This is a genomic window from Virgibacillus sp. L01, from assembly GCF_052246775.1.
Classification (GTDB): Bacteria; Bacillota; Bacilli; order Bacillales; family Amphibacillaceae; genus Lentibacillus.
The window spans coordinates 383,716-402,274 of the sequence record NZ_JBQQCP010000001.1 but is presented as its reverse complement, the minus strand read 5'-3'; the positions used below and the strand labels follow the sequence as shown (position 1 = coordinate 402,274).

15 protein-coding genes and 1 riboswitch are annotated in these 18,559 nt (G+C 40.3%); of the genes, 11 read left to right on the top strand and 4 right to left on the bottom strand.

Annotated elements, in window-relative coordinates:
* Positions 1–387 precede the first annotated feature (387 nt).
* Positions 388–472, top strand: a riboswitch (cyclic di-GMP riboswitch).
* 122 nt (positions 473–594) lie between these two features.
* Positions 595–1,395, top strand: coding sequence for a flagellar motor stator protein MotA (motA, locus tag ACTWQM_RS01850; RefSeq protein ID WP_443256463.1), 801 nt, complete (start codon positions 595–597; stop codon positions 1,393–1,395).
* Positions 1,373–2,143, top strand: a complete 771-nt coding sequence (gene motB / locus ACTWQM_RS01845; RefSeq protein ID WP_443256462.1) for a flagellar motor protein MotB — start codon at positions 1,373–1,375, stop codon at positions 2,141–2,143. The genes motA and motB overlap by 23 nt, the downstream gene beginning before the upstream one ends.
* A gap of 80 nt (positions 2,144–2,223) precedes the next feature.
* On the opposite strand, the gene ACTWQM_RS01840 is transcribed toward motB, so the two are convergent.
* Together ACTWQM_RS01840 and ACTWQM_RS01835 are read right to left on the bottom strand one after the other, a co-directional pair.
* The gene (locus ACTWQM_RS01840) at positions 2,224–2,487 is read right to left on the bottom strand and encodes a DUF3006 domain-containing protein (protein WP_443256461.1); all 264 of its coding nucleotides are present in this window, start codon (positions 2,485–2,487) and stop codon (positions 2,224–2,226) included.
* 2 nt (positions 2,488–2,489) lie between these two features.
* Positions 2,490–3,791, bottom strand: coding sequence for an MBL fold metallo-hydrolase (locus ACTWQM_RS01835; protein WP_443256460.1), 1,302 nt, complete (start codon positions 3,789–3,791; stop codon positions 2,490–2,492).
* 229 nt (positions 3,792–4,020) lie between these two features.
* On the opposite strand from ACTWQM_RS01835, the gene ACTWQM_RS01830 reads away from it, so the two are divergent.
* Positions 4,021–4,320 (top strand): hypothetical protein, encoded by a 300-nt coding sequence (locus tag ACTWQM_RS01830; RefSeq protein WP_443256459.1) that lies wholly within the window; start codon positions 4,021–4,023, stop codon positions 4,318–4,320.
* A 147-nt stretch (positions 4,321–4,467) separates the two neighbouring features.
* Here ACTWQM_RS01830 and ACTWQM_RS01825 read toward each other — a convergent pair whose 3' ends face one another.
* Both ACTWQM_RS01825 and ACTWQM_RS01820 read right to left on the bottom strand, forming a co-directional pair.
* Entirely contained in the window at positions 4,468–5,928 is a 1,461-nt protein-coding gene (locus ACTWQM_RS01825) for a sodium/proline symporter (RefSeq protein WP_443256458.1), read from the bottom strand.
* A 97-nt stretch (positions 5,929–6,025) separates the two neighbouring features.
* The gene (locus ACTWQM_RS01820) at positions 6,026–7,192 is read right to left on the bottom strand and encodes an NAD(P)/FAD-dependent oxidoreductase (RefSeq protein ID WP_443256457.1); all 1,167 of its coding nucleotides are present in this window, start codon (positions 7,190–7,192) and stop codon (positions 6,026–6,028) included.
* A gap of 175 nt (positions 7,193–7,367) precedes the next feature.
* Between ACTWQM_RS01820 and ACTWQM_RS01815 the strand changes: the two genes are divergently transcribed.
* The 8 genes from ACTWQM_RS01815 (at position 7,368) to leuB (ending at position 18,552) form a co-directional block, all read left to right on the top strand.
* Positions 7,368–8,540 (top strand): CdaR family transcriptional regulator, encoded by a 1,173-nt coding sequence (locus tag ACTWQM_RS01815; protein ID WP_443256456.1) that lies wholly within the window; start codon positions 7,368–7,370, stop codon positions 8,538–8,540.
* Positions 8,541–8,608: 68 nt separating this feature from the next.
* A complete protein-coding gene (locus ACTWQM_RS01810; RefSeq protein ID WP_443256455.1) occupies positions 8,609–9,538 on the top strand; it encodes an ornithine cyclodeaminase family protein in 930 nt (309 codons plus the stop codon).
* A gap of 140 nt (positions 9,539–9,678) precedes the next feature.
* Positions 9,679–11,358 (top strand): dihydroxy-acid dehydratase, encoded by a 1,680-nt coding sequence (gene ilvD, locus ACTWQM_RS01805; RefSeq protein WP_443256454.1) that lies wholly within the window; start codon positions 9,679–9,681, stop codon positions 11,356–11,358.
* A 1,221-nt stretch (positions 11,359–12,579) separates the two neighbouring features.
* Positions 12,580–14,304, top strand: coding sequence for a biosynthetic-type acetolactate synthase large subunit (ilvB, locus tag ACTWQM_RS01800; protein ID WP_443256453.1), 1,725 nt, complete (start codon positions 12,580–12,582; stop codon positions 14,302–14,304).
* Entirely contained in the window at positions 14,301–14,819 is a 519-nt protein-coding gene (ilvN, locus tag ACTWQM_RS01795; RefSeq protein WP_092491749.1) for an acetolactate synthase small subunit, read from the top strand. Before ilvB ends, ilvN begins: the two co-directional genes overlap by 4 nt.
* Before the next feature lie 39 nt (positions 14,820–14,858).
* Positions 14,859–15,902, top strand: coding sequence for a ketol-acid reductoisomerase (gene ilvC / locus ACTWQM_RS01790; protein ID WP_443256452.1), 1,044 nt, complete (start codon positions 14,859–14,861; stop codon positions 15,900–15,902).
* Positions 15,889–17,445, top strand: a complete 1,557-nt coding sequence (locus ACTWQM_RS01785; protein WP_443256451.1) for a 2-isopropylmalate synthase — start codon at positions 15,889–15,891, stop codon at positions 17,443–17,445. Before ilvC ends, ACTWQM_RS01785 begins: the two co-directional genes overlap by 14 nt.
* Positions 17,446–18,552: a 3-isopropylmalate dehydrogenase gene (leuB, locus tag ACTWQM_RS01780; protein WP_443256450.1), complete on the top strand. Its 1,107-nt coding sequence runs from the start codon at positions 17,446–17,448 to the stop codon at positions 18,550–18,552. It begins immediately after the preceding gene.
* The last annotated feature ends 7 nt before the right edge of the window (positions 18,553–18,559 follow it).

Genomic DNA, 18,559 nt, shown 5'->3' with positions numbered 1-18,559 from the left:
TGGCGATAACGGAATAAGGATCCGATAAATTCCATGTAAGTAATTATGGCGGATCCTCGTTCCGCTAAATGCTAGAAAAACTGCTCAAAAGTGATTGAAGTGAATCCTCGTTCCGCTAATAGTCTTAAAAGAAAGGGAAATGATGGTGAAAAGGGCAAATAGCGGAATGAGGATCCGAAACCGGTGCCAAAAGTCGTTATTTGAGGCAAATAACGGAATGAGGATTCACTTAGCAACACCGACTAAGCCCTTAGTCAAATAATCCTCACATGCAGACCCACATTTTCAAAATATTTTTTCTTTCCTCTACGTATTCAACTTTCCGGATTTTTGAACGATATAGTTAGTATGAAACTTCTAATAAGATTACATTAAAAATTAAATAACCTACGAGAATGGCAAACTTATTGAAAGGTAAGGACGCAGAGCCACGGGTCTAAGGTCTTATGACTATGATTGCCGGGTTACCGAAAAAAGGATGAAAAGATTAGTAGTTAAACTAATTAAGTCTATCACTTTTGGTAGGCTATTTTTTATTATAGGAAAAGTAGGGAACATCAAGTTTCTCCCCTATCTTCAAGGAGGTACATATCGATGGATAAGACATCAATTATTGGTATTATTATCGGGTTTTTAGCTTTAGGGGTGGGCATGACACTAAAAGGTGTTAGTCCAGCAGCGTTAATTAATCCCGCCGCGTTTATTATTATATTTTTTGGAACAATTGCGTCTGTTTGTATTGCTTTTCCAATGGAAACGATTAAAAGAGTACCGAGCCTTTTTGTCATCCTTTTTAGGGAAGATAAACAGAATGATATAAAACAAACGGTTGATACATTTACTGAATGGGCAGAGCTTACCAGAAAAGAAGGAATACTGACACTTGAAGCTAAAATAGATCAACTGGATGATAGCTTTTTATCATCAGGCATCCAGTTGGCTGTTGATGGGCAATCAACTGAGTTTATTAGAGAGCTTATGTTAGAAAAAGTTGATGCTATGGAAGACAGACATCAAAAAGGAGTTTCAGTCTTTTCGCAAGCTGGGACATATGCTCCGACTCTTGGTGTGTTAGGAGCTGTTGTTGGTCTAATTGCTGCTTTAGGTGACCTGAATGACATGGAGGCTTTAGGACATGCTATTTCTTCAGCTTTTATAGCAACACTGTTTGGTATATTTTCTGGTTATGTATTGTGGCACCCTTTCGCAAACAAACTTAAAGAGAAATCAAAAAAAGAGGTACTAATGAAACAAATCATGATTGAAGGTGTATTATCCATCACAAATGGTGAATCTCCACAGCTGATTCGAGATAAACTAAGTTCCTATTTATCGCCAAGAGAATTGTCGAAATTAGCTCAGGAGGGATCAAATGCGCAGAAAGAAGAAGAATGATGAACTTCATATGAGTGAATCCTGGCTACTTCCTTATGCGGATTTATTAACTCTGCTTTTAGCCTTATTCATAGTGCTGTTTTCGATGAGTGAGTTAGATGCAAAAAAATATGAAGAGCTCTCGCGCGTGTTTAATAGTGAGTTTTCAGGTGGGGAAGGGATACTTGAAGAAAGTAATAGTACAATAGAGATGCCTCAAGATGTGGAAGAAGATGAAGAGGAGACTGAAAAACCTGAGGAAGAGGAAAAATTAAGTAATAGTGAACAAGAGTTAAAAAAATTGGAAATGCTCCAGCAAAGAATAAATAAATATATAAACGAAAATAATCTATCCGAAAAGTTAGGGACCAATCTAAATGGTGAAGGGTTATTAATAACGATCATCAATGATGTAACATTTGATTCAGGAAGCGCTGTGGTGAGAGGAGAAGGCAGGGAAATTGCAAGTGCTATATCAACCTTTCTATACACGGACCCACCACACCAAATAATAGTCAGTGGTCATACAGATGACAGGCCAATTCGCACTAGTGAGTTTTCATCGAATTGGGATTTAAGTGTCATGCGAGCAGTTAACTTTATGCGCCTGATTTTAGAGAATGAAAAGCTTGACCCCAAAACATTCAGTGCAAAAGGATTTGGTGAACATAAACCTATGTTACCTAATACTAATGATCAAAACCGGGCAAAAAATAGACGAGTAGAAGTACTGATATTGCCTAATTATGATATTGCCGGGGAATTGTAGTGTGGTGCTTGCCACTTCGGTTATTGATCAATAAACTAAAAGCCGAAATCCCACCTAAATGGATTTCGGCTTTTAAAAATTTATTTCTTCTTAAACTTACTCCCCTTGTTTTTGGCACGTAACTTAGCCATTAAATCAGATGATTTTTCAGCTTCCTTTTGCGTGGTTGCTTCATCAATCGAAACAATTTGGTACTCATCATTTATTTTTTCCATGTTGAAATACGTATTTTCACTGCTTCCTTCTGGTAATAGTTCAGCAGGAATGACTACTTCTTCCTTTGTTTCCTCCATGAGTATGACAGCTTTGTTAGTATCTTCAAATCGATCAAGTATCCCTTTCATATTTATCCTCCTGTACAGGCCAAGCCTTGGCTTTTGATATCGTTGATCCGCGATGGGCCGATTCCACTAACATCTGTTAAATCACTGACAGATTGAAATGGTCTCAAATTAATTAAGTCCTCTGAACGTGCTGGCCCGATATGGATAATTTCCTGTAATTCTTCAGACGATGCTTTGTTGATGTTGATACAATCACCAGTTGCTGGCGATTTTTCTGTGTTAGTTGATTGATCACTTGTATCATTATTGGATGAGTTATCTGAGGAACCACTGCTGCTTGGGCTGATTGTGCCGTCATCTTTTGTCTGAACGGTATAGTCGCTTCCGTCCGTTGTTACAACAATTGTCCCATGAACATCCGTGCCATATAACTTGATCTCATCATTTTGGATAAGTGAAACCACCTCAGCATGCGGGTGTCCGTATTGATTATCTGCGCCTGCGCTATAGATGGCTACTTCCGGACTTACCGCATCAATAAAGGCTGGGTCACTGGATGTATTAGATCCGTGATGTCCTAATTGTAAAAAGTCAGCATTCACACTATTTCCGCTGTCCATCATTTTCATCTCGCCATCACGATCAGCATCGCCAGTGAACAGGAAGCTCATGTCGCCATATGTGAATTTTGCGGAAATGGATTCTTCGTTTGTGTTACCGGAAATACTGCCTGGATGGAGAACGGTTATGTCCATCGAACCAATTTCAAATGTGTCTCCGGTTCTTGGCTCATCGTAATCCGCGTCACTTGCCAGAACAGCCTTCATACCTTGTTGAAATGTTTGTGATGAGCTTTCATTTCCAGACATCCAAACTTCACCAACATCAAATGTGTTCATGACTTCTGCCAATTGCCCGGAATGATCAGCATCAGCATGACTGACAATGAGTATATCGATAGAAGAGACACCTTGTGCTGACAGGTAATTAGGCACTTCATTTCCTTGCCAATCTCCTGTATCAAACAATATAGTGTATTGCTCACCATCACTTTTATATTGAAAAAGGGTAGCATCCGCTTGTCCTACATCTATGTAGTGAACTTTCAAATCGGATAAAGAATTGCTCTTTTTATTAGGTTCTTCATTTGACTTTGAGTCGGAAGTCCCATCGGTTTCGCTTTGATTTGAATCTTGCTCTTTCGGTTTCTCCTTATCTTGTAATGATTCTTTTACTGTTTCCGAATGGTTTGTGACCGTTTGTTGCTCAGTTGAACCTTGATCAGGATTTTGTCCGCAGGCTACCAGTATAGCGAAAATCATTATAAATAAATATTTTTTGGCCACTTCAGTTTTCCCCTCCATTTGCCTAATGTTACTTTTTCTTAAGCGTATCAGAGCTATTCGGGAAAATCTATATACAAAATGACCATAATTGAATTTTGAGATTAATTTTGTCCGGGAAATTTTGATTTTTATCTAGGGGAAAACTAAATTTTTGTATGAGTTGCGGCTTCGGTTTTTAAATTTTCGTTATGTGCAAAAAGTAATGTTTCTTGTCATAATAGAAAAAAGTGAAACAAGGAGTCACCTCATGAATATTGTCTGGAAGCATTATCTGGTGATGCTATTTTTACTGTCATTGTTTAACTCTGACCTTAATTCTAACGTCAATTTAGAACTGATTACAACCGGAGTATTGGATCGAATTGAAGATGACAATCAGGCCGTTATTTTACTGGAAGAACTGCAGCAAGAACTTGTTGTATCGATGTATACATTACCACCAGGGAGTACACCGAATACATGGCTCCGAATTAAAATGCGTGGCACCTGTAATTTTCCAGATTTACACGTATCTTGCCTGATCGGGATAACTAAATTAAACAAGTAATTCTATTAACAATACAATCGATTCTAAAACAAAAAAAGTGTCATCTTTCAGGTGAAAAATTTATTTTAATTTATGCGACTTCCTTGGCGTGAGGTTCGATTCTTATAGTAAGAAGCAGCACCTAAGGCACTGCCTCCTGCTAATTTATTACAATGCTTCTTCTGTTGTACCTAATTCTATTTTCTCGTCCTTATCTGGCATTAATAAACTAAACACAATACCGAAGATTAAAGCTATGAAAAAGGTGGAAAACTTGGATGTGATCATACCTTCGAGTGGTGTGCTGATCCAGATTAACGTAGAGATTAAGCCTGCCAGGATGGTGGCTATTACACCAGCACCTGAGTATCGTTTCCAGAAAAATGTCATTAAGATAGCTGGGGAAAGTGTACATCCTACCCCTGCCCAGGCCCAACTGACAACAAGATACAGCAACGATTCCGACACGAGCGCAATTGTCATTCCAACTAATCCGAAAAATACAACAGAAGCACGTGATATCCAGATTAATTGTTTTTCTGTCAGATCGATACCCATTGCTTTGTGAATAATATCCTCACTGACCGAACTTGTAACAACCATTAGCTGTGAATCGGCAGTAGTGATGATTGCAGCCAGAATTCCCGCAAGCAGGATACCAGCAATCCAAGGGGGCATTAAGTCCAGAATCATAGTCGGCAGAATGATTTCGACATCAGCAAAAGATCCCTGACTGTACATCGCAATTGCACAGATACCGATTAGGAATGCACCGCTATAAGCGAGAACTGTCCATATGATAGCAACTACACTGCCTTGATTAGCTTCTTTATCATTTTTGAGTGCCATGAAACGGGCGCTAAGCTGTGGCTGGCCGCCTAGAAATCCAAAGAACCATGAGAAGTTGTTGAAGAATAATACACCAACGGCAAAACCGGTTAGTCCGCCAAACCAATGGTTGTAGGAATTGCCTGCATCAGCAAGTGATTGACTAATTGATAAGTCGTTTGTGTTAATGTAAATAAGTGCGACAATAGGTAAAACGACTAATGTAATTAACATCATGATACTTTGAATCATGTCTGTCCAAACAACTGATATAAAACCGCCAGCAAATGCAATAATAATTATGATTATAGTAGCTAAAATAACGCCAGCTGTGGGAGGCATACCAAATGTCGTGAAAAGCATTTTACCAGCACCAGCCATTTGTGCACCTACATAAAACATTAGAAATCCGGCAATCAGGATACTTGTCAGCCAGCGAATAATATTGGCTTTATCGCCGAACCGAACAGCAAGGTAATCGGGAAGTGTTAAGACATTATACTTATTGGTCTCCCTCATAAATTTTTTGGCTAGGAATAACCAGGCAAATAAAATACCAATTGCGATACCGGCAGCTACCCAAACTCCTGACAATCCCGTCATAAATACGAAACCGGTATACCCTAATAGTAACCATGCTGATTCACCAGTTGCGCGTTCAGAAAAGGCGAGTGCCCATCCAGGTAACTTTTTTCCACCTAGTAAAAAATCAGAATGTGTCTTACTTTTCTTACTGAAATAGTAACCAATAGCCAATATGACTAAACAATACAAAATAAACTCGATTAAAATTATACTCATTCGTTAACCCTCCATTTATTGTAATCGCTTACATAAATCTTGTAGATTAGCTTAACTTCGAACCCTTAAATCATCCTCCTTCTTTAGTGATTATTGATTAGACTATTGCACCTTCAATAAGTAATTCATTTTCTGCAAAACGCTCAAATCTGAGTGGTGATAAATTAAGTGTGTGATAGTTTCCGGTACGGATTAATTCGGATAAACCTTTACCTACAGCTGGTGCCTGCTGCATACCATGCCCGCTGAACCCACATGCTAAATAGTAACCATTTACTTCTGGATGTTCACCGATAATCGCATTTTGGTCCTTTGTATTATGGCTGTACATTCCTGCCCAGCCACTGATGACCTTTGCGTATAGAAAATTATCAATCCGATGTCCGAGAATTGGCCATAACTGCTCTAGGAAAAGTTCGCGGGACCATCTAAAATCGATTCCTGGCTTAACTTTTTCTGAGAACCCAACAATTAAACTTTGACCTTCATGACGAAAGTAAACCCCGGTAGGATCAACCGTTAAAGGTATTTTGTTTGTTAAAGGTTCTGCGATGTCAAACTGGATAATCTGCCTTTTTAATGGAATAACAGGTACAGGACAATTTATTGTTTCACTTAATGCTGGTGCCCAAGGACCGGCACAATTTATAACGATTGGCGCGTGATAGGTATCGCCATTTTCTAATTGTACACCGGTAATGCCCTGATCATTTTTTAGAATCGTTTCCACTGGTTCATATACATAGGACGCCCCAAGCTGTTTTGCCTTTTTGGCATAGCCTTGCATAACCGAATAGGGATCAAGATATCCATCTTCTGCACAATACAACCCTCCTTGTAAATCATCTGTGTTTAATTCAGGGATAATGGTTACTAATTCTCCACGTGTTAAGAACTCAGATGGAACACCATATTCATGCTGTAAGTTCGCTTGCTTTTGCAATTGATCTATATTTTCATTTTTAGCTAAGAACAAATAGCCTCGTTGCTGAAAATCTATTTCAGCTTTCTCACCGTTTATTGCCATGTCTTCAGGAAATGTTTTGTATTGTTGTAAACTGTAGCGACTAATTTGAATGTTGATTGCTGTGGTGAATAACTGTCGGATGCCTCCAGCACTTCTAGGGGTTGAGGAAAATTCATATATAGGGTCTTTTTCAAAAATTGTAATATTGCCTGTGTAACCATCATTCAGCAGGTTATAAGCAACACTCGAACCGATTACACTCCCACCAATTATAATGATGTCAGATGTCTTTTTCATTAAATCACCTCAAATTAATAGTTAGATAATTCTTAACAATCTATTTGTAACGTATAATTCTCAGTAAAGTCTATGGGCACTTTACACAAAATACAGATGAAGAATAGGGTGTATTATTATTTTAAATATTGTGATAATATTAGTTTGTACAGGTTAAAAGTGGGAGGAAACTGAGATGGAAGGCTTTGTACAATTCGCACAAAATACAGTGGAAACGGTCTCAAAAATTTTACCATTTCCAATTAGTGTAAGTGACGAACAAGGTTATATCATCGGAGATACGAATCCTTCAAGAATCGGAAGCATACATACACCCTCAATTGAAGTTATCGAAGCTAATAAAGTTATTTTATTTACCGAAGAAAAAACAACCTACATGGAAAATGTGCTACCAGGAGTTGCTGTTCCCCTTAATTTTGAAAATAAGCCTGTTGGTGTTCTTGGTATTATTGGAAATCCAAAAGAGGTTGAATCCTATGCGTATTTGGTAAAAAAATATGTAGAGATGATGTGGCAGGAAACACTCCATGTTCAAGTTGAAAATTTGGAAGCTATGACATTGGAATCGTTTGTCCAGTATATTCTGTTAAATGAATCTATTAATCATGAACAGATTAGTCATTATTGTGAGTTGCTTCATATTGAACCAAATCAGAAGCGAACATGTATTGTAATAGATATCGGTGACTATCTATTGAAGAATATGCAAGATAAACAGAGGCATATCCCACCAGAGCGAATGAAAAAGACAATACTGGACTGTATTGTTCGTGCATTTAACGGGGGGAAGCATGATATATGTGCATTCTTGAACACGGAGAGAATTGTTTTTTTAAAGTGTACTACCAGTGAAGAAGACTTAGAAAAGTTTATGAATGAATTTAGGGATTATAGCATTTATTTATTGGAAATGTTTCGGGTATATAAACTTACTGACGTAATCATTGCATCGGGAAATATTTGCTCATCCTTGGATCGTGTAGCTCAATCTTATTGGGAAGCAGATTCGCTTATAAAATTCTCGTATGAATCCCTAATTACACCAAAAATCTATTCTTATTTTGATTGGGATATATTAATAGAGATGCTTCCACATCAGCTAGGTTTAAATATGCAAAGGATACTTGTTCAACGCTTGAAACCGCTTATAAACGATGATGCATTTTCGGAGCTGAAACACGATTTCATCACCTACTGCAATAAGAATATGAATATAAGTAAAGCAGCTGAGGAATTATTTATCCACCGAAACACATTAATCTATCGTCTGAAAAAAATAAATAATATAACAGGCCTTGACACAAGCCGTTTCGAACATTGTACACTACTGTTCTTTGTTCTGAAGTAGGCTGGGTGTTTATAATTATGTTAAGGTAATATACATAATATTGTGAAAAACGGAGGAGGATGCATGCTATGTTATCAAGTAAAGAAATTAATAAAGCAATATCGATGAGAGATGTAATAGACTCGATCGAAAACTATTATTTGCAGGATAAGTTTAGTAATGAGATAACCCCTGATCGGATGCATATTGATGATGAAGATAACACTGCGTTATTGATGCCGGCATTTTATGGGGATTACTATGCAACAAAATTAGTAGGTGTTGCACCCAATAATTCGAAATTAGAGAAGCCGACGATACATGGGTTAATGGTGCTCTATGATCGTAAAACCCTTGAACCGCTTATGACCTTTGATGCAATGCCAATTACTGCATTACGTACTGGGGCACTTGGTGGATTGGGGATGAAATACCTATCAGATCAGCACGCCACCTCTATTGGAATTATTGGCACGGGTACTCAAGGGTGGAGCCATTTGCAGTCAGCATGTGCTGTACGATCAATTGAAACAGTATATGTTTATAATCGCAGCAGTAAAAAGTTAAATGATTTTATTTCAAAAGCAGAAATAGAATTTCCTGATTTAACGGTACGGGAGGCAAAATTACCCGAACTAATCATAAATTCAGATATTGTTATCACAACAACAACATCACAAACACCGGTGTTACCTGATTTGGATTCAGCCGATTGGAAAGGAAAAATAGTTGTGGCAGTAGGATCCTTCAAGCCTACTATGCAGGAACTTCCTGATTCTTTCCTATCTGCGGTAGATGAATTCTATGTGGATGCATATAGTGCATTCCGCGAATCAGGGGATATGATTCGGGCGAAGCACTTTGGGGCTAATGAAAACAATACTTTGTCACTGGAAAATATGATTAAAGAACAGCACCAGCCGGACAATATTTCGGACAAAACGTTATTGTTTAAGTCAGTTGGAATAGGAATTTTTGATTTGATTACGGTGAAGGAAATCTATGAAAAATTAAAATAAGGCTCAATCACTTCTGAGTAGGAATCTACTCTATTCGTAAATTACATTCTAAAAAAATGTCTTTTCATTTTCAGCTGTTAGTGGTAGAATTTTATATTAAATTATTAGAATAGTTTTACAACAGAAAGGTAGGGCTGGTTATGGGGAAAGACTTACGGATAAAGAGTAATGTTTTCAGTGATAGCTTTTTGAGAGCACCGAACCGTGCGATGCTTCGTGCAGTTGGTGTTACAGATGATGATTTTAAAAAGCCAATGATTGGTGTTGCAAGTACATGGAGTGAAGTGACGCCCTGTAACATTCACCTGAATGATTTGGCGGTTAGTTCCAAAAAAGGAGCTAAAGAAGCTGGTGGCGTTCCACTTATGTTTAATACGATAACGGTTTCTGATGGTATTTCCATGGGCACGAGTGGTATGCGTTATTCACTCCCAAGCCGGGACCTTATTGCTGATTCAATCGAGACGGTTACTGGTGCGGAAAATTTGGATGGGCTTGTTGCAATCGGTGCCTGTGATAAAAATATTCCTGGTTGTTTGATTGGGATTGCTAATAGTGAGGTACCGTCTGTTTTTGTATATGGAGGAACAATTTCCCCTGGTTCCCATGGTGGAAAAGATATTGACATTGTGTCGGTATTTGAAGGAGTGGGTAAACATAACAACGGGGATATTGATGATCAGGAGTTAAAAGCGATTGAATGTAATGCATGTCCTGGTGCAGGTGCTTGTGGCGGAATGTATACTGCTAACACGATGGCATCAGCGGTGGAAGCAATGGGTATGAGCTTGCCTGGAAGTTCCTCGAATCCTGCTGAATCAAAGGAAAAAGCAGATGATTGCGCTGCTGCAGGTGAAGCTGTCTATCAATTACTGGAAAAAGGTATTTATCCAAAAGATATTATGACAAAAGAAGCATTTGAGAATGCAATAACAGTTGTTATGGCATTGGGCGGATCAACGAATGCTGTTCTTCATTTGCTGGCGATGGCCCATGCGATTGATGTTGATTTGAACATTGATGACTTTAACAGAATGCAGGAAAAAGTTCCGCATCTTGCTGATATGAAGCCGAGCGGCAGATATGTAATGCAAGACTTGCATAATGCTGGTGGTGTGCAGGCTGTTATGAAGCTTCTTCATGAGCAAGGCTATTTGCATGGGGATTGTCTGACAGTAACTGGAAAGACAGTTGCTGAAAATTTAGCTGAGGCACCTTCATTGCAGGATGATCAGAAAGTGATTATGCCATTTGATAACCCTAAGCGTGTGGATGGTCCATTGATTGTTCTAAAAGGTAATTTAGCCCCACGCGGTGCAGTTGCGAAAGTATCTGGTGTAAAAATCAGTCGTCATACCGGCCCGGCACGTGTGTTTAATACGGAAAACGAGGCTTCGGCAGCAATTAGTGATAATAAGATTGCTGAAGGTGATGTTGTAGTCATCCGCTATGTCGGTCCTAAAGGAGGACCTGGAATGCCTGAGATGCTGTCAATTTCAAGTTTGCTTGTTGGGAAGGGACTTGGTGAAAAAGTGGCATTGTTAACCGATGGCAGATTTTCCGGTGGTACACATGGTCTCGTGGTAGGTCATATTGCACCAGAAGCACAGGATGGTGGTCCAGTAGCACTTTTACAGGAAAATGACTTGGTTACGATAGATTCGGAGCAAAAGGAGATTTCATTTGAGATTTCTGAGGATGAGTTACAGCGTCGCAAGGATGAATGGACGGCTCCACCTATGTACAAAAAAGGTGTATTAGGTAAATATGCTCACACGGTTTCCTGTTCCTCAAAAGGAGCAGTAACTGATTTTAAATAGTTGTAAGATGCCCCGGGTAATACCGGGGTTATTTTTTTGGAGGTTAAGAGTCTATAGAATTTCGATTGGATACGTTTATCAACCGGAAACTGGATATATCAACCAGATGTGTGGTTTATCAACCGAAATGTGAGGATATCGACTTGAAATCTGGCTTATCAACCGGAAACTGGGTATATCAACCAGATGTGTGGCTTATCAACCTGAATGGAGGGATATCGACATGAAATTTGGTTTATCAACCAGAAACTGGATATATCAACCAGATGTGTGGTTTATCAACCTGAATGGAGGGATATCGACTTGGAATTTGGTTTATCAACCGGAAACTGAATATATCAACCAGATGTGTGGTTTATCAACCTAAATGGAGGGATATCGACCTGGAATTTGGTTTATCAACCGGAAATTGGATATATCAACCAGATGTGTGGTTTATCAACTGAAATGGGAGGATATCAACTTGAAAAAAAGGCTTATCAACCGGAAACTGAATATATCGACCTAAATGTGAACTTCAACCGAATACGGAGAACTTCAACTAGAAATCGAGAACTTCAACCAGATATCAGGAACTTCAACCAAATTTCGAGAACTTCAACCCAATATCAAAATTTTCACCCCCCATAGCAGACAACTCTCCCTTACGCTGTAATACAAATGTAATATATTCACCATTTTCTTGTCGCAATCATAATGTAAACGCATTCAAGTTATTTGACTTATCAAAAGTATCAAAAAAATTTAAAAAAGTGGTTGACCTTTACTGTGAAACGGTATAAGATTATCGACAATATCAAATTTTCAGATACGAATAATATCATCAACTCGATGATGGGAATAAAGGAACATGGTCCATGTTTTTACAGAGAGCCGGGGTTGCTGTAAGCCCGGAATTACATGTTGTTCTGACATCGTCCCTGAGTGCAGGATTGAAAGGGTGCCAATGGTGCTCCCCATTAGATTCTGTCAGGTATACGCGGGTATACCTGTTATCAAAACAGGCTGGTTGACAGCTTAGTGAGGCAGGATTCGTGAGGATGCTGTAAACTTGGGTGGTACCGTGAAAAGAGACTCTTTTCTCCCCATTCATTCTGCTTAAAGGCGGGTGTGTGGGGAAAGAAGGGTCTTTTTTTAGTTGTTAAGCAAGTGTTATTAAGGCTTTCGTCAAATAGGCTGGCGATAAGCTCAATAAAAAATAATTTAAGGAGGCATGCAATAGTGAAAGTGGAGGCGAAACCTGAAATGGTCAGTGCAACAGAAAAGATGACCGGGGCTGATGTGTTGATGAATGCTCTTGTAGAGGCTGGTGCTGATACAATTTTCGGCTATCCGGGTGGGGCGGTACTCCCTATTTATGATGCGTTGTACCGAAGTCAAGCACCTTTTCAGCATGTGCTGTCACGGCATGAACAGGGATCGGTTCATGCCGCTGAAGGGTATGCAAGAGTTACGGGTAAACCAGGCGTTGTAATGGCAACTTCAGGACCGGGAGCAACGAACCTGATAACAGGTATTACGGACGCGATGATGGATTCGTTGCCATTAGTCGTAATCACTGGACAGGTGGCAAGCAGTGTGATTGGAACGGATGCTTTTCAGGAGTCGGATGTACTGGGAATTACGACTCCCATTACCAAATACAATTATCAGGTAAAACATGTATCTGAGGTACCCAGGGTCGTAAAAGAAGCTTTTTATATTGCTGCTTCAGGAAGACCAGGACCTGTTGTAATTGATATTCCAAAAGATGTATCAGCGGCTGTAACGACGGAGACATTTTCCAGTGAGTTTCATTTACCTGGATATCAGCCAACCAAAAGACCTAATCCACTACAAATTGTTAAATTAGCTGACGCAGTAAGTCGTGCGGAAAAACCGGTTATCCTCGCTGGGGCGGGTGTTCAATTTGCAAATGCATCGGAGAACTTAAAACAGTTTGCAGAAAAACATCAACTTCCGGTAGTAACAACATTACTTGGTCTAGGGACTTACCCGGGATCAGAGAGGCTATCGCTGGGAATGGGTGGAATGCACGGAACGTACGCTGCGAATATGGCAATTTACGAAAGTGATTTATTAATTAACATTGGTGCAAGGTTTGATGACCGCTTAACTGGAAATTTGAAACATTTTGCACCGAATGCCAAGGTTGCTCATATTGATATTGACCCTGCTGAAATCGGCAAGAATATTAACACGGAAATTCCTGTCGTAGCTGATGCGAATGAAGCGTTGAAAATGTTACTGGAAAAGGCGGATTCATCCATGCATCACCATGAACCTTGGTTGGAAAAACTGCAGGAAAATAAATCGAATTATCCTTTGTGGTATGAACAGTCGGATCAAGAAATATCGCCACAATGGCTGATAGAACAGGTATATAAACAATCCTCAGGAAAAGCAATTGTTACAACTGACGTCGGACAGCATCAAATGTGGGCGGCACAGTTTTATACGATGGAAAAACCAAATCGTTGGGTGACATCAGGAGGTCTTGGAACAATGGGATTCGGATTTCCGGCTGCAATTGGTGCACAGCTCGGCGCACCGGAGGATCTCGTTGTTGCGTTAGTAGGTGACGGCGGCTTTCAGATGACTTTCCAGGAACTGTCAGTGATAAAAGAACAGGACCTGCCAGTTAAAGTGATCATTGTAAATAATGAGGCACTTGGAATGGTGAGGCAGTGGCAGGAAAGCTTTTATGAGGAACGCTACTCTGAATCAGTTTTTTCATCAAATCCTGATTTTGTAAAACTAGCTGAAAGTTACGGGATTCGCGGGATGAAGGTTGATAAGGAAGCTGATGTAACAGAAATATTGCAGGAAGTTTTTGCATATGAAGGTCCGGTTGTTGTTGATTGCCGGGTTGTTCAATTATCGAATGTGTATCCGATGATTGCCCCAGGTAAAGGGATTCATGAAATGGTAGGGGTGACAAAATGAGACGAATCATAAGTGCAACGGTTCAGAATCGTGGTGGCGTACTAAACCGGGTAACCGGGATGATGCATAAGCGGCAATTTAACATCGAAAGTATATCCGTTGGTGCATCCGAAACAGAAGGTATATCGAAAATGACCTTTGTTGTTGAGGTAGGCGATCATCAGAAACTGGAGCAACTGACCAAACAGCTCAACAAACAAATTGATGTTTTGAAAGTATCGGATATTACAGAAAAGGCGATTGTTGCAAGGGAACTAGCATTGATAAAGGTGAAAGGAAGCGGCCAATTGCGTGCAGAAATTCAAGGAGTAATTACACCGTTTCGGGCATCCATCATCGATGTTTCCCGGGAAAGCCTGACGATACAGGTGACCGGCAAGCCTGATAAGGTCGAAGCGTTAATTTCATTATTACGGCCATACGGGATTAAAGAGCTTTCTAAAACTGGTGTAACTGCATTCCTGAGAGGACAGCAGCCACAGCAGGTAACCGAAATTAATTCGTTTCCAGTTTAAAAATGGATAAATTAAAAAACTTTGAGGAGGATGTTTCAGATGGCAAAAGTATATTATGAAAAAGAAATCGATAAGCAGGTATTACAGGAAAAGAAAATCGCGGTGGTAGGTTACGGATCACAAGGGCATGCACATGCATTAAACCTTAGAGAGAGCGGGTATGATGTTGTGGTTGGACTTAGACCAGGGAAATCACAGCAAAAAGCAGAGGCTGACGGGTTTAAAGTTTATTCAGTCGCTGATGCGGTTAAGGCTGCAGACGTTGTAATGGTGCTGCTGCCGGATGAGCATCAGACAGAGGTCTACGAAGCAAGCATTAAACCGAACTTGCAGGCAGGAAATGCAATGGCATTCGCGCACGGATTTAATATTCATTTTAATCAAATTGTCCCACCGTCAGATGTTGATGTTTTCCTTGTTGCTCCAAAAGGCCCAGGACATCTGGTTCGCCGGACGTACGAGGGAGGCGCTGGAGTACCAGCATTGTATGGTGTTTTCCAGGATGTTACAGGCAATGCCAAGGGGCTTTCACTTGCCTATTCTCAAGGAATTGGTGCAGCAAGAGCAGGGGTTCTTGAAACGTCATTTCAGGAAGAGACAGAGACGGATTTGTTTGGGGAGCAGGCAGTACTTTGCGGCGGCCTTACAAATTTAATCAAAGCAGGATTTGAAACGTTGACGGAAGCAGGGTATCAGCCTGAAGTTGCCTATTTTGAATGTATGCATGAAGTGAAACTGATTGTGGATCTGCTGTATGAAGGTGGACTTGAAAACATGCGTTACTCAGTATCTGATACCGCGCAATGGGGTGATTTTGTTTCAGGGCCAAAAGTCATCAACGATGAAACAAAAGCCCGCATGAAAGAAGTGCTTTCCGAAGTTCAATCAGGTGAATTCGCTAAAGGATGGATTTTGGAAAATAAGGCAAACCGTCCTCAATTCTATGCAATCAATGCTTTGGAAAACCAGCATCCGATTGAAAAAGTTGGAAAGGAGCTCCGTGATTTAATGCCTTTTGTAAAACAGCCATTACAAGCAACAAAAGAAAAACAAAAGGATGTGAATGTGCATGTCACAAATTAAAATTTTTGATACGACATTGAGAGACGGCGAACAATCACCGGGAGTAAATTTGAATAAACTTGAAAAGCTGGAAATCGCCAGACAGCTTGAAAAATTGGGTGTTGACCGGATGGAGGCAGGTTTTCCTGCTTCTTCCCAGGGTGACTTTGAAGCTGTAAAAGCAATTGCTGAAACTATCAAAGGAACATCGGTTACGGGACTTGCAAGAGCAGTAAAGTCAGATGTCGACACAGCATGGGAAGCACTGAAATATGCAGAGGAACCGTGTCTTCATATCTTTTTGGCAACATCACCAATTCACATGACTTATAAGCTGAAACAAACACCTGAGCAAGTGATTGAAACTGCGGTGGATATCGTGAAATATGCAAGAGAGAAGTTTCCGCAAGTGGAGTGGTCAGCTGAAGATGCTTCGCGGTCAGACTGGAATTTTCTTGCACAGATTATTGAGCAAGTGATTGATGCTGGCGCTACAGTAATTAATTTACCGGATACTGTCGGGTACACGACACCAAAAGAATATGGGGAGCTCTTCCAATTTATTAAAGAAACAGTTCCAAATATCGATCAGGTTGATTTATCCTGTCACTGTCATAATGATTTGGGGATGGCGGTTGCCAATTCAATCGCTGCTGTGGAAAACGGTGCTACCCAGGTTGAAGGAACGATAAACGGTATTGGCGAACGCGCCGGAAATGCATCATTAGAGGAATTGGCTGTAGCATTCGAAATACGCTCAGATCATTATCCATATACAACTGGACTGAAACTGAACGAGATAAAGCGTACGAGTGATCTTATCGCGAAGTTATCAGGGATGTTCGTTCAGGCAAACAAAGCGGTTGTCGGCCGCAACGCATTTTCACATGAAGCAGGTATCCACCAGGACGGCGTTTTAAAAAATAAAGAAACATACGAAATTATTACACCGGAAATGGTCGGAGTGCAGTCAAATACACTATTCCTTGGAAAACATTCCGGACGTCACGCGTTCCAGGATAAAGTTAAGACACTAGGATTTGAGCTTGCTGAGGAGAACCTGAAAAAGGCATTCTACCAGTTTAAACAACTGACTGATCGCAAAAAAGAAGTTACCGACGATGATATTTTTACCATACTAATGGAAATACAAACAGATCAATCCGGTGCTGCTAAGTATCAAATGGAAATGTTCCAGGTGCAATATGGTACAGCGAATATTCCTACAGCAACAGTATCATTGACGACACCTGAAGGGAATAAGGTTCAGGAAGCTCGTACAGGTCAGGGAAGTGTTGAAGCACTGTATAACACATTGGATAGCTTAATTGAACAGGAATTACAATTAGTTGACTTTCAACTGAACTCAGTCGGACGCGGAAAAGACGCGCTTGCTGAATCACATGTGCAGCTTTTGGTAAATGGAGAATCAATGAATGGACGTGGAACTGCACAGGATGTTGTTGAGGCATCGGCAAATGCATTTTTAAATGCGGTGAACCGCTACATGATTCAATATCATATATCAAAGCCAAAAGAAGAGGCTGTAAAAGGAGGATATTAAATGAATAAACAGGTTGTTTTGCTGCCAGGAGATGGTATTGGCAAAGAAGTGATGGAGTCAGCGAAGTTAGTACTGAATACGGTTGCTACCGAATACGGCCACCGTTTTGCTTTTCATGAACATGCTATAGGTGGAGATGCGATTGACCGCTATGGCAACCCGCTGCCGGATGATACGATCAAGGCTTGCCAGCAGGCTGAAGCTGTATTGCTAGGGTCTGTTGGGGGAAAGAAGTGGGATGATCTCCCGGCAAATAAGCGGCCTGAAAAAGGATTACTTGGCATCAGGAAGCAATTGGGTTTGTTTGCAAATTTGCGGCCAATCAAAAGTTTTCCGGCATTAGAGCATGTTTCTCCACTGAAACAGGAAGTTATCAGTGGCAGTGACATTTTAATCATTCGTGAATTAACAGGTGGTCTGTATTTTGGGCAGCCAAGTGAACGGCGAGAAAATGGGCAGGCGGCTGTTGATACACTTTATTACCAGCGTTATGAAATTGAACGGATTGTTGATAAAGCATTCCAAAGTGCACAAAAGCGACGTAAGCATTTAACTTCTGTGGATAAAGCAAATGTACTGGAATCAAGCCGTCTTTGGCGGGAAGTTGTTGAGGAAAAGCGGCAGCAGTACCCGGATGTAACAGTGGATCATTTGCTTGTAGACGCAGCAGCAATGAAGCTTGTTACAAGTCCTGACCAGTTTGACGTCATGGTTACAGAGAATTTATTTGGCGATATTTTAAGTGATGAGGCATCTGTTTTAACTGGATCGCTTGGGATGCTGCCGTCCGCAAGTGTACGTTCAGATGGTGTCGGTCTATACGAGCCAGTTCATGGTTCTGCACCTGATATTGCAGGTCGCGGGATGGCCAATCCAATAGGAATGATTCTGTCAGCAGCTATGATGCTTCGCCATTCTTTTAACATGGAAGAGGAGGCTGCCGAGATTGAGTCAGCTGTAAATGATACGTTAAACGAAGGCTATCATACAGCTGATTTGAATAGAGAAGGCGGGAAGCTTATTGGTACCTCCGAGATGACTGAGGCAATTATTGAAAATATTACCACTAAAAGTGTTTCAGACAGTATTTGCAGTTCATATTTTTAAAGCGAGA

What these genes read in the sequence shown, in the direction of transcription:
- ACTWQM_RS01785 (WP_443256451.1), top strand. Translation starts at nt 15,889, where the DNA reads ATGTCACAAATTAAAATTTTTGATACGACATTGAGAGACGGCGAACAA.
- ilvC (WP_443256452.1), top strand. Translation starts at nt 14,859, where the DNA reads ATGGCAAAAGTATATTATGAAAAAGAAATCGATAAGCAGGTATTACAG.
- motB (WP_443256462.1), top strand. Translation starts at nt 1,373, where the DNA reads ATGCGCAGAAAGAAGAAGAATGATGAACTTCATATGAGTGAATCCTGG.
- ACTWQM_RS01825 (WP_443256458.1), bottom strand. Translation starts at nt 5,928, where the DNA reads ATGAGTATAATTTTAATCGAGTTTATTTTGTATTGTTTAGTCATATTG.
- leuB (WP_443256450.1), top strand. Translation starts at nt 17,446, where the DNA reads ATGAATAAACAGGTTGTTTTGCTGCCAGGAGATGGTATTGGCAAAGAA.
- ACTWQM_RS01810 (WP_443256455.1), top strand. Translation starts at nt 8,609, where the DNA reads ATGTTATCAAGTAAAGAAATTAATAAAGCAATATCGATGAGAGATGTA.
- ACTWQM_RS01835 (WP_443256460.1), bottom strand. Translation starts at nt 3,791, where the DNA reads ATGGAGGGGAAAACTGAAGTGGCCAAAAAATATTTATTTATAATGATT.
- ilvD (WP_443256454.1), top strand. Translation starts at nt 9,679, where the DNA reads ATGGGGAAAGACTTACGGATAAAGAGTAATGTTTTCAGTGATAGCTTT.
- ACTWQM_RS01815 (WP_443256456.1), top strand. Translation starts at nt 7,368, where the DNA reads ATGGAAGGCTTTGTACAATTCGCACAAAATACAGTGGAAACGGTCTCA.
- ACTWQM_RS01840 (WP_443256461.1), bottom strand. Translation starts at nt 2,487, where the DNA reads ATGAAAGGGATACTTGATCGATTTGAAGATACTAACAAAGCTGTCATA.
- ACTWQM_RS01820 (WP_443256457.1), bottom strand. Translation starts at nt 7,192, where the DNA reads ATGAAAAAGACATCTGACATCATTATAATTGGTGGGAGTGTAATCGGT.
- motA (WP_443256463.1), top strand. Translation starts at nt 595, where the DNA reads ATGGATAAGACATCAATTATTGGTATTATTATCGGGTTTTTAGCTTTA.
- ACTWQM_RS01830 (WP_443256459.1), top strand. Translation starts at nt 4,021, where the DNA reads ATGAATATTGTCTGGAAGCATTATCTGGTGATGCTATTTTTACTGTCA.
- ilvN (WP_092491749.1), top strand. Translation starts at nt 14,301, where the DNA reads ATGAGACGAATCATAAGTGCAACGGTTCAGAATCGTGGTGGCGTACTA.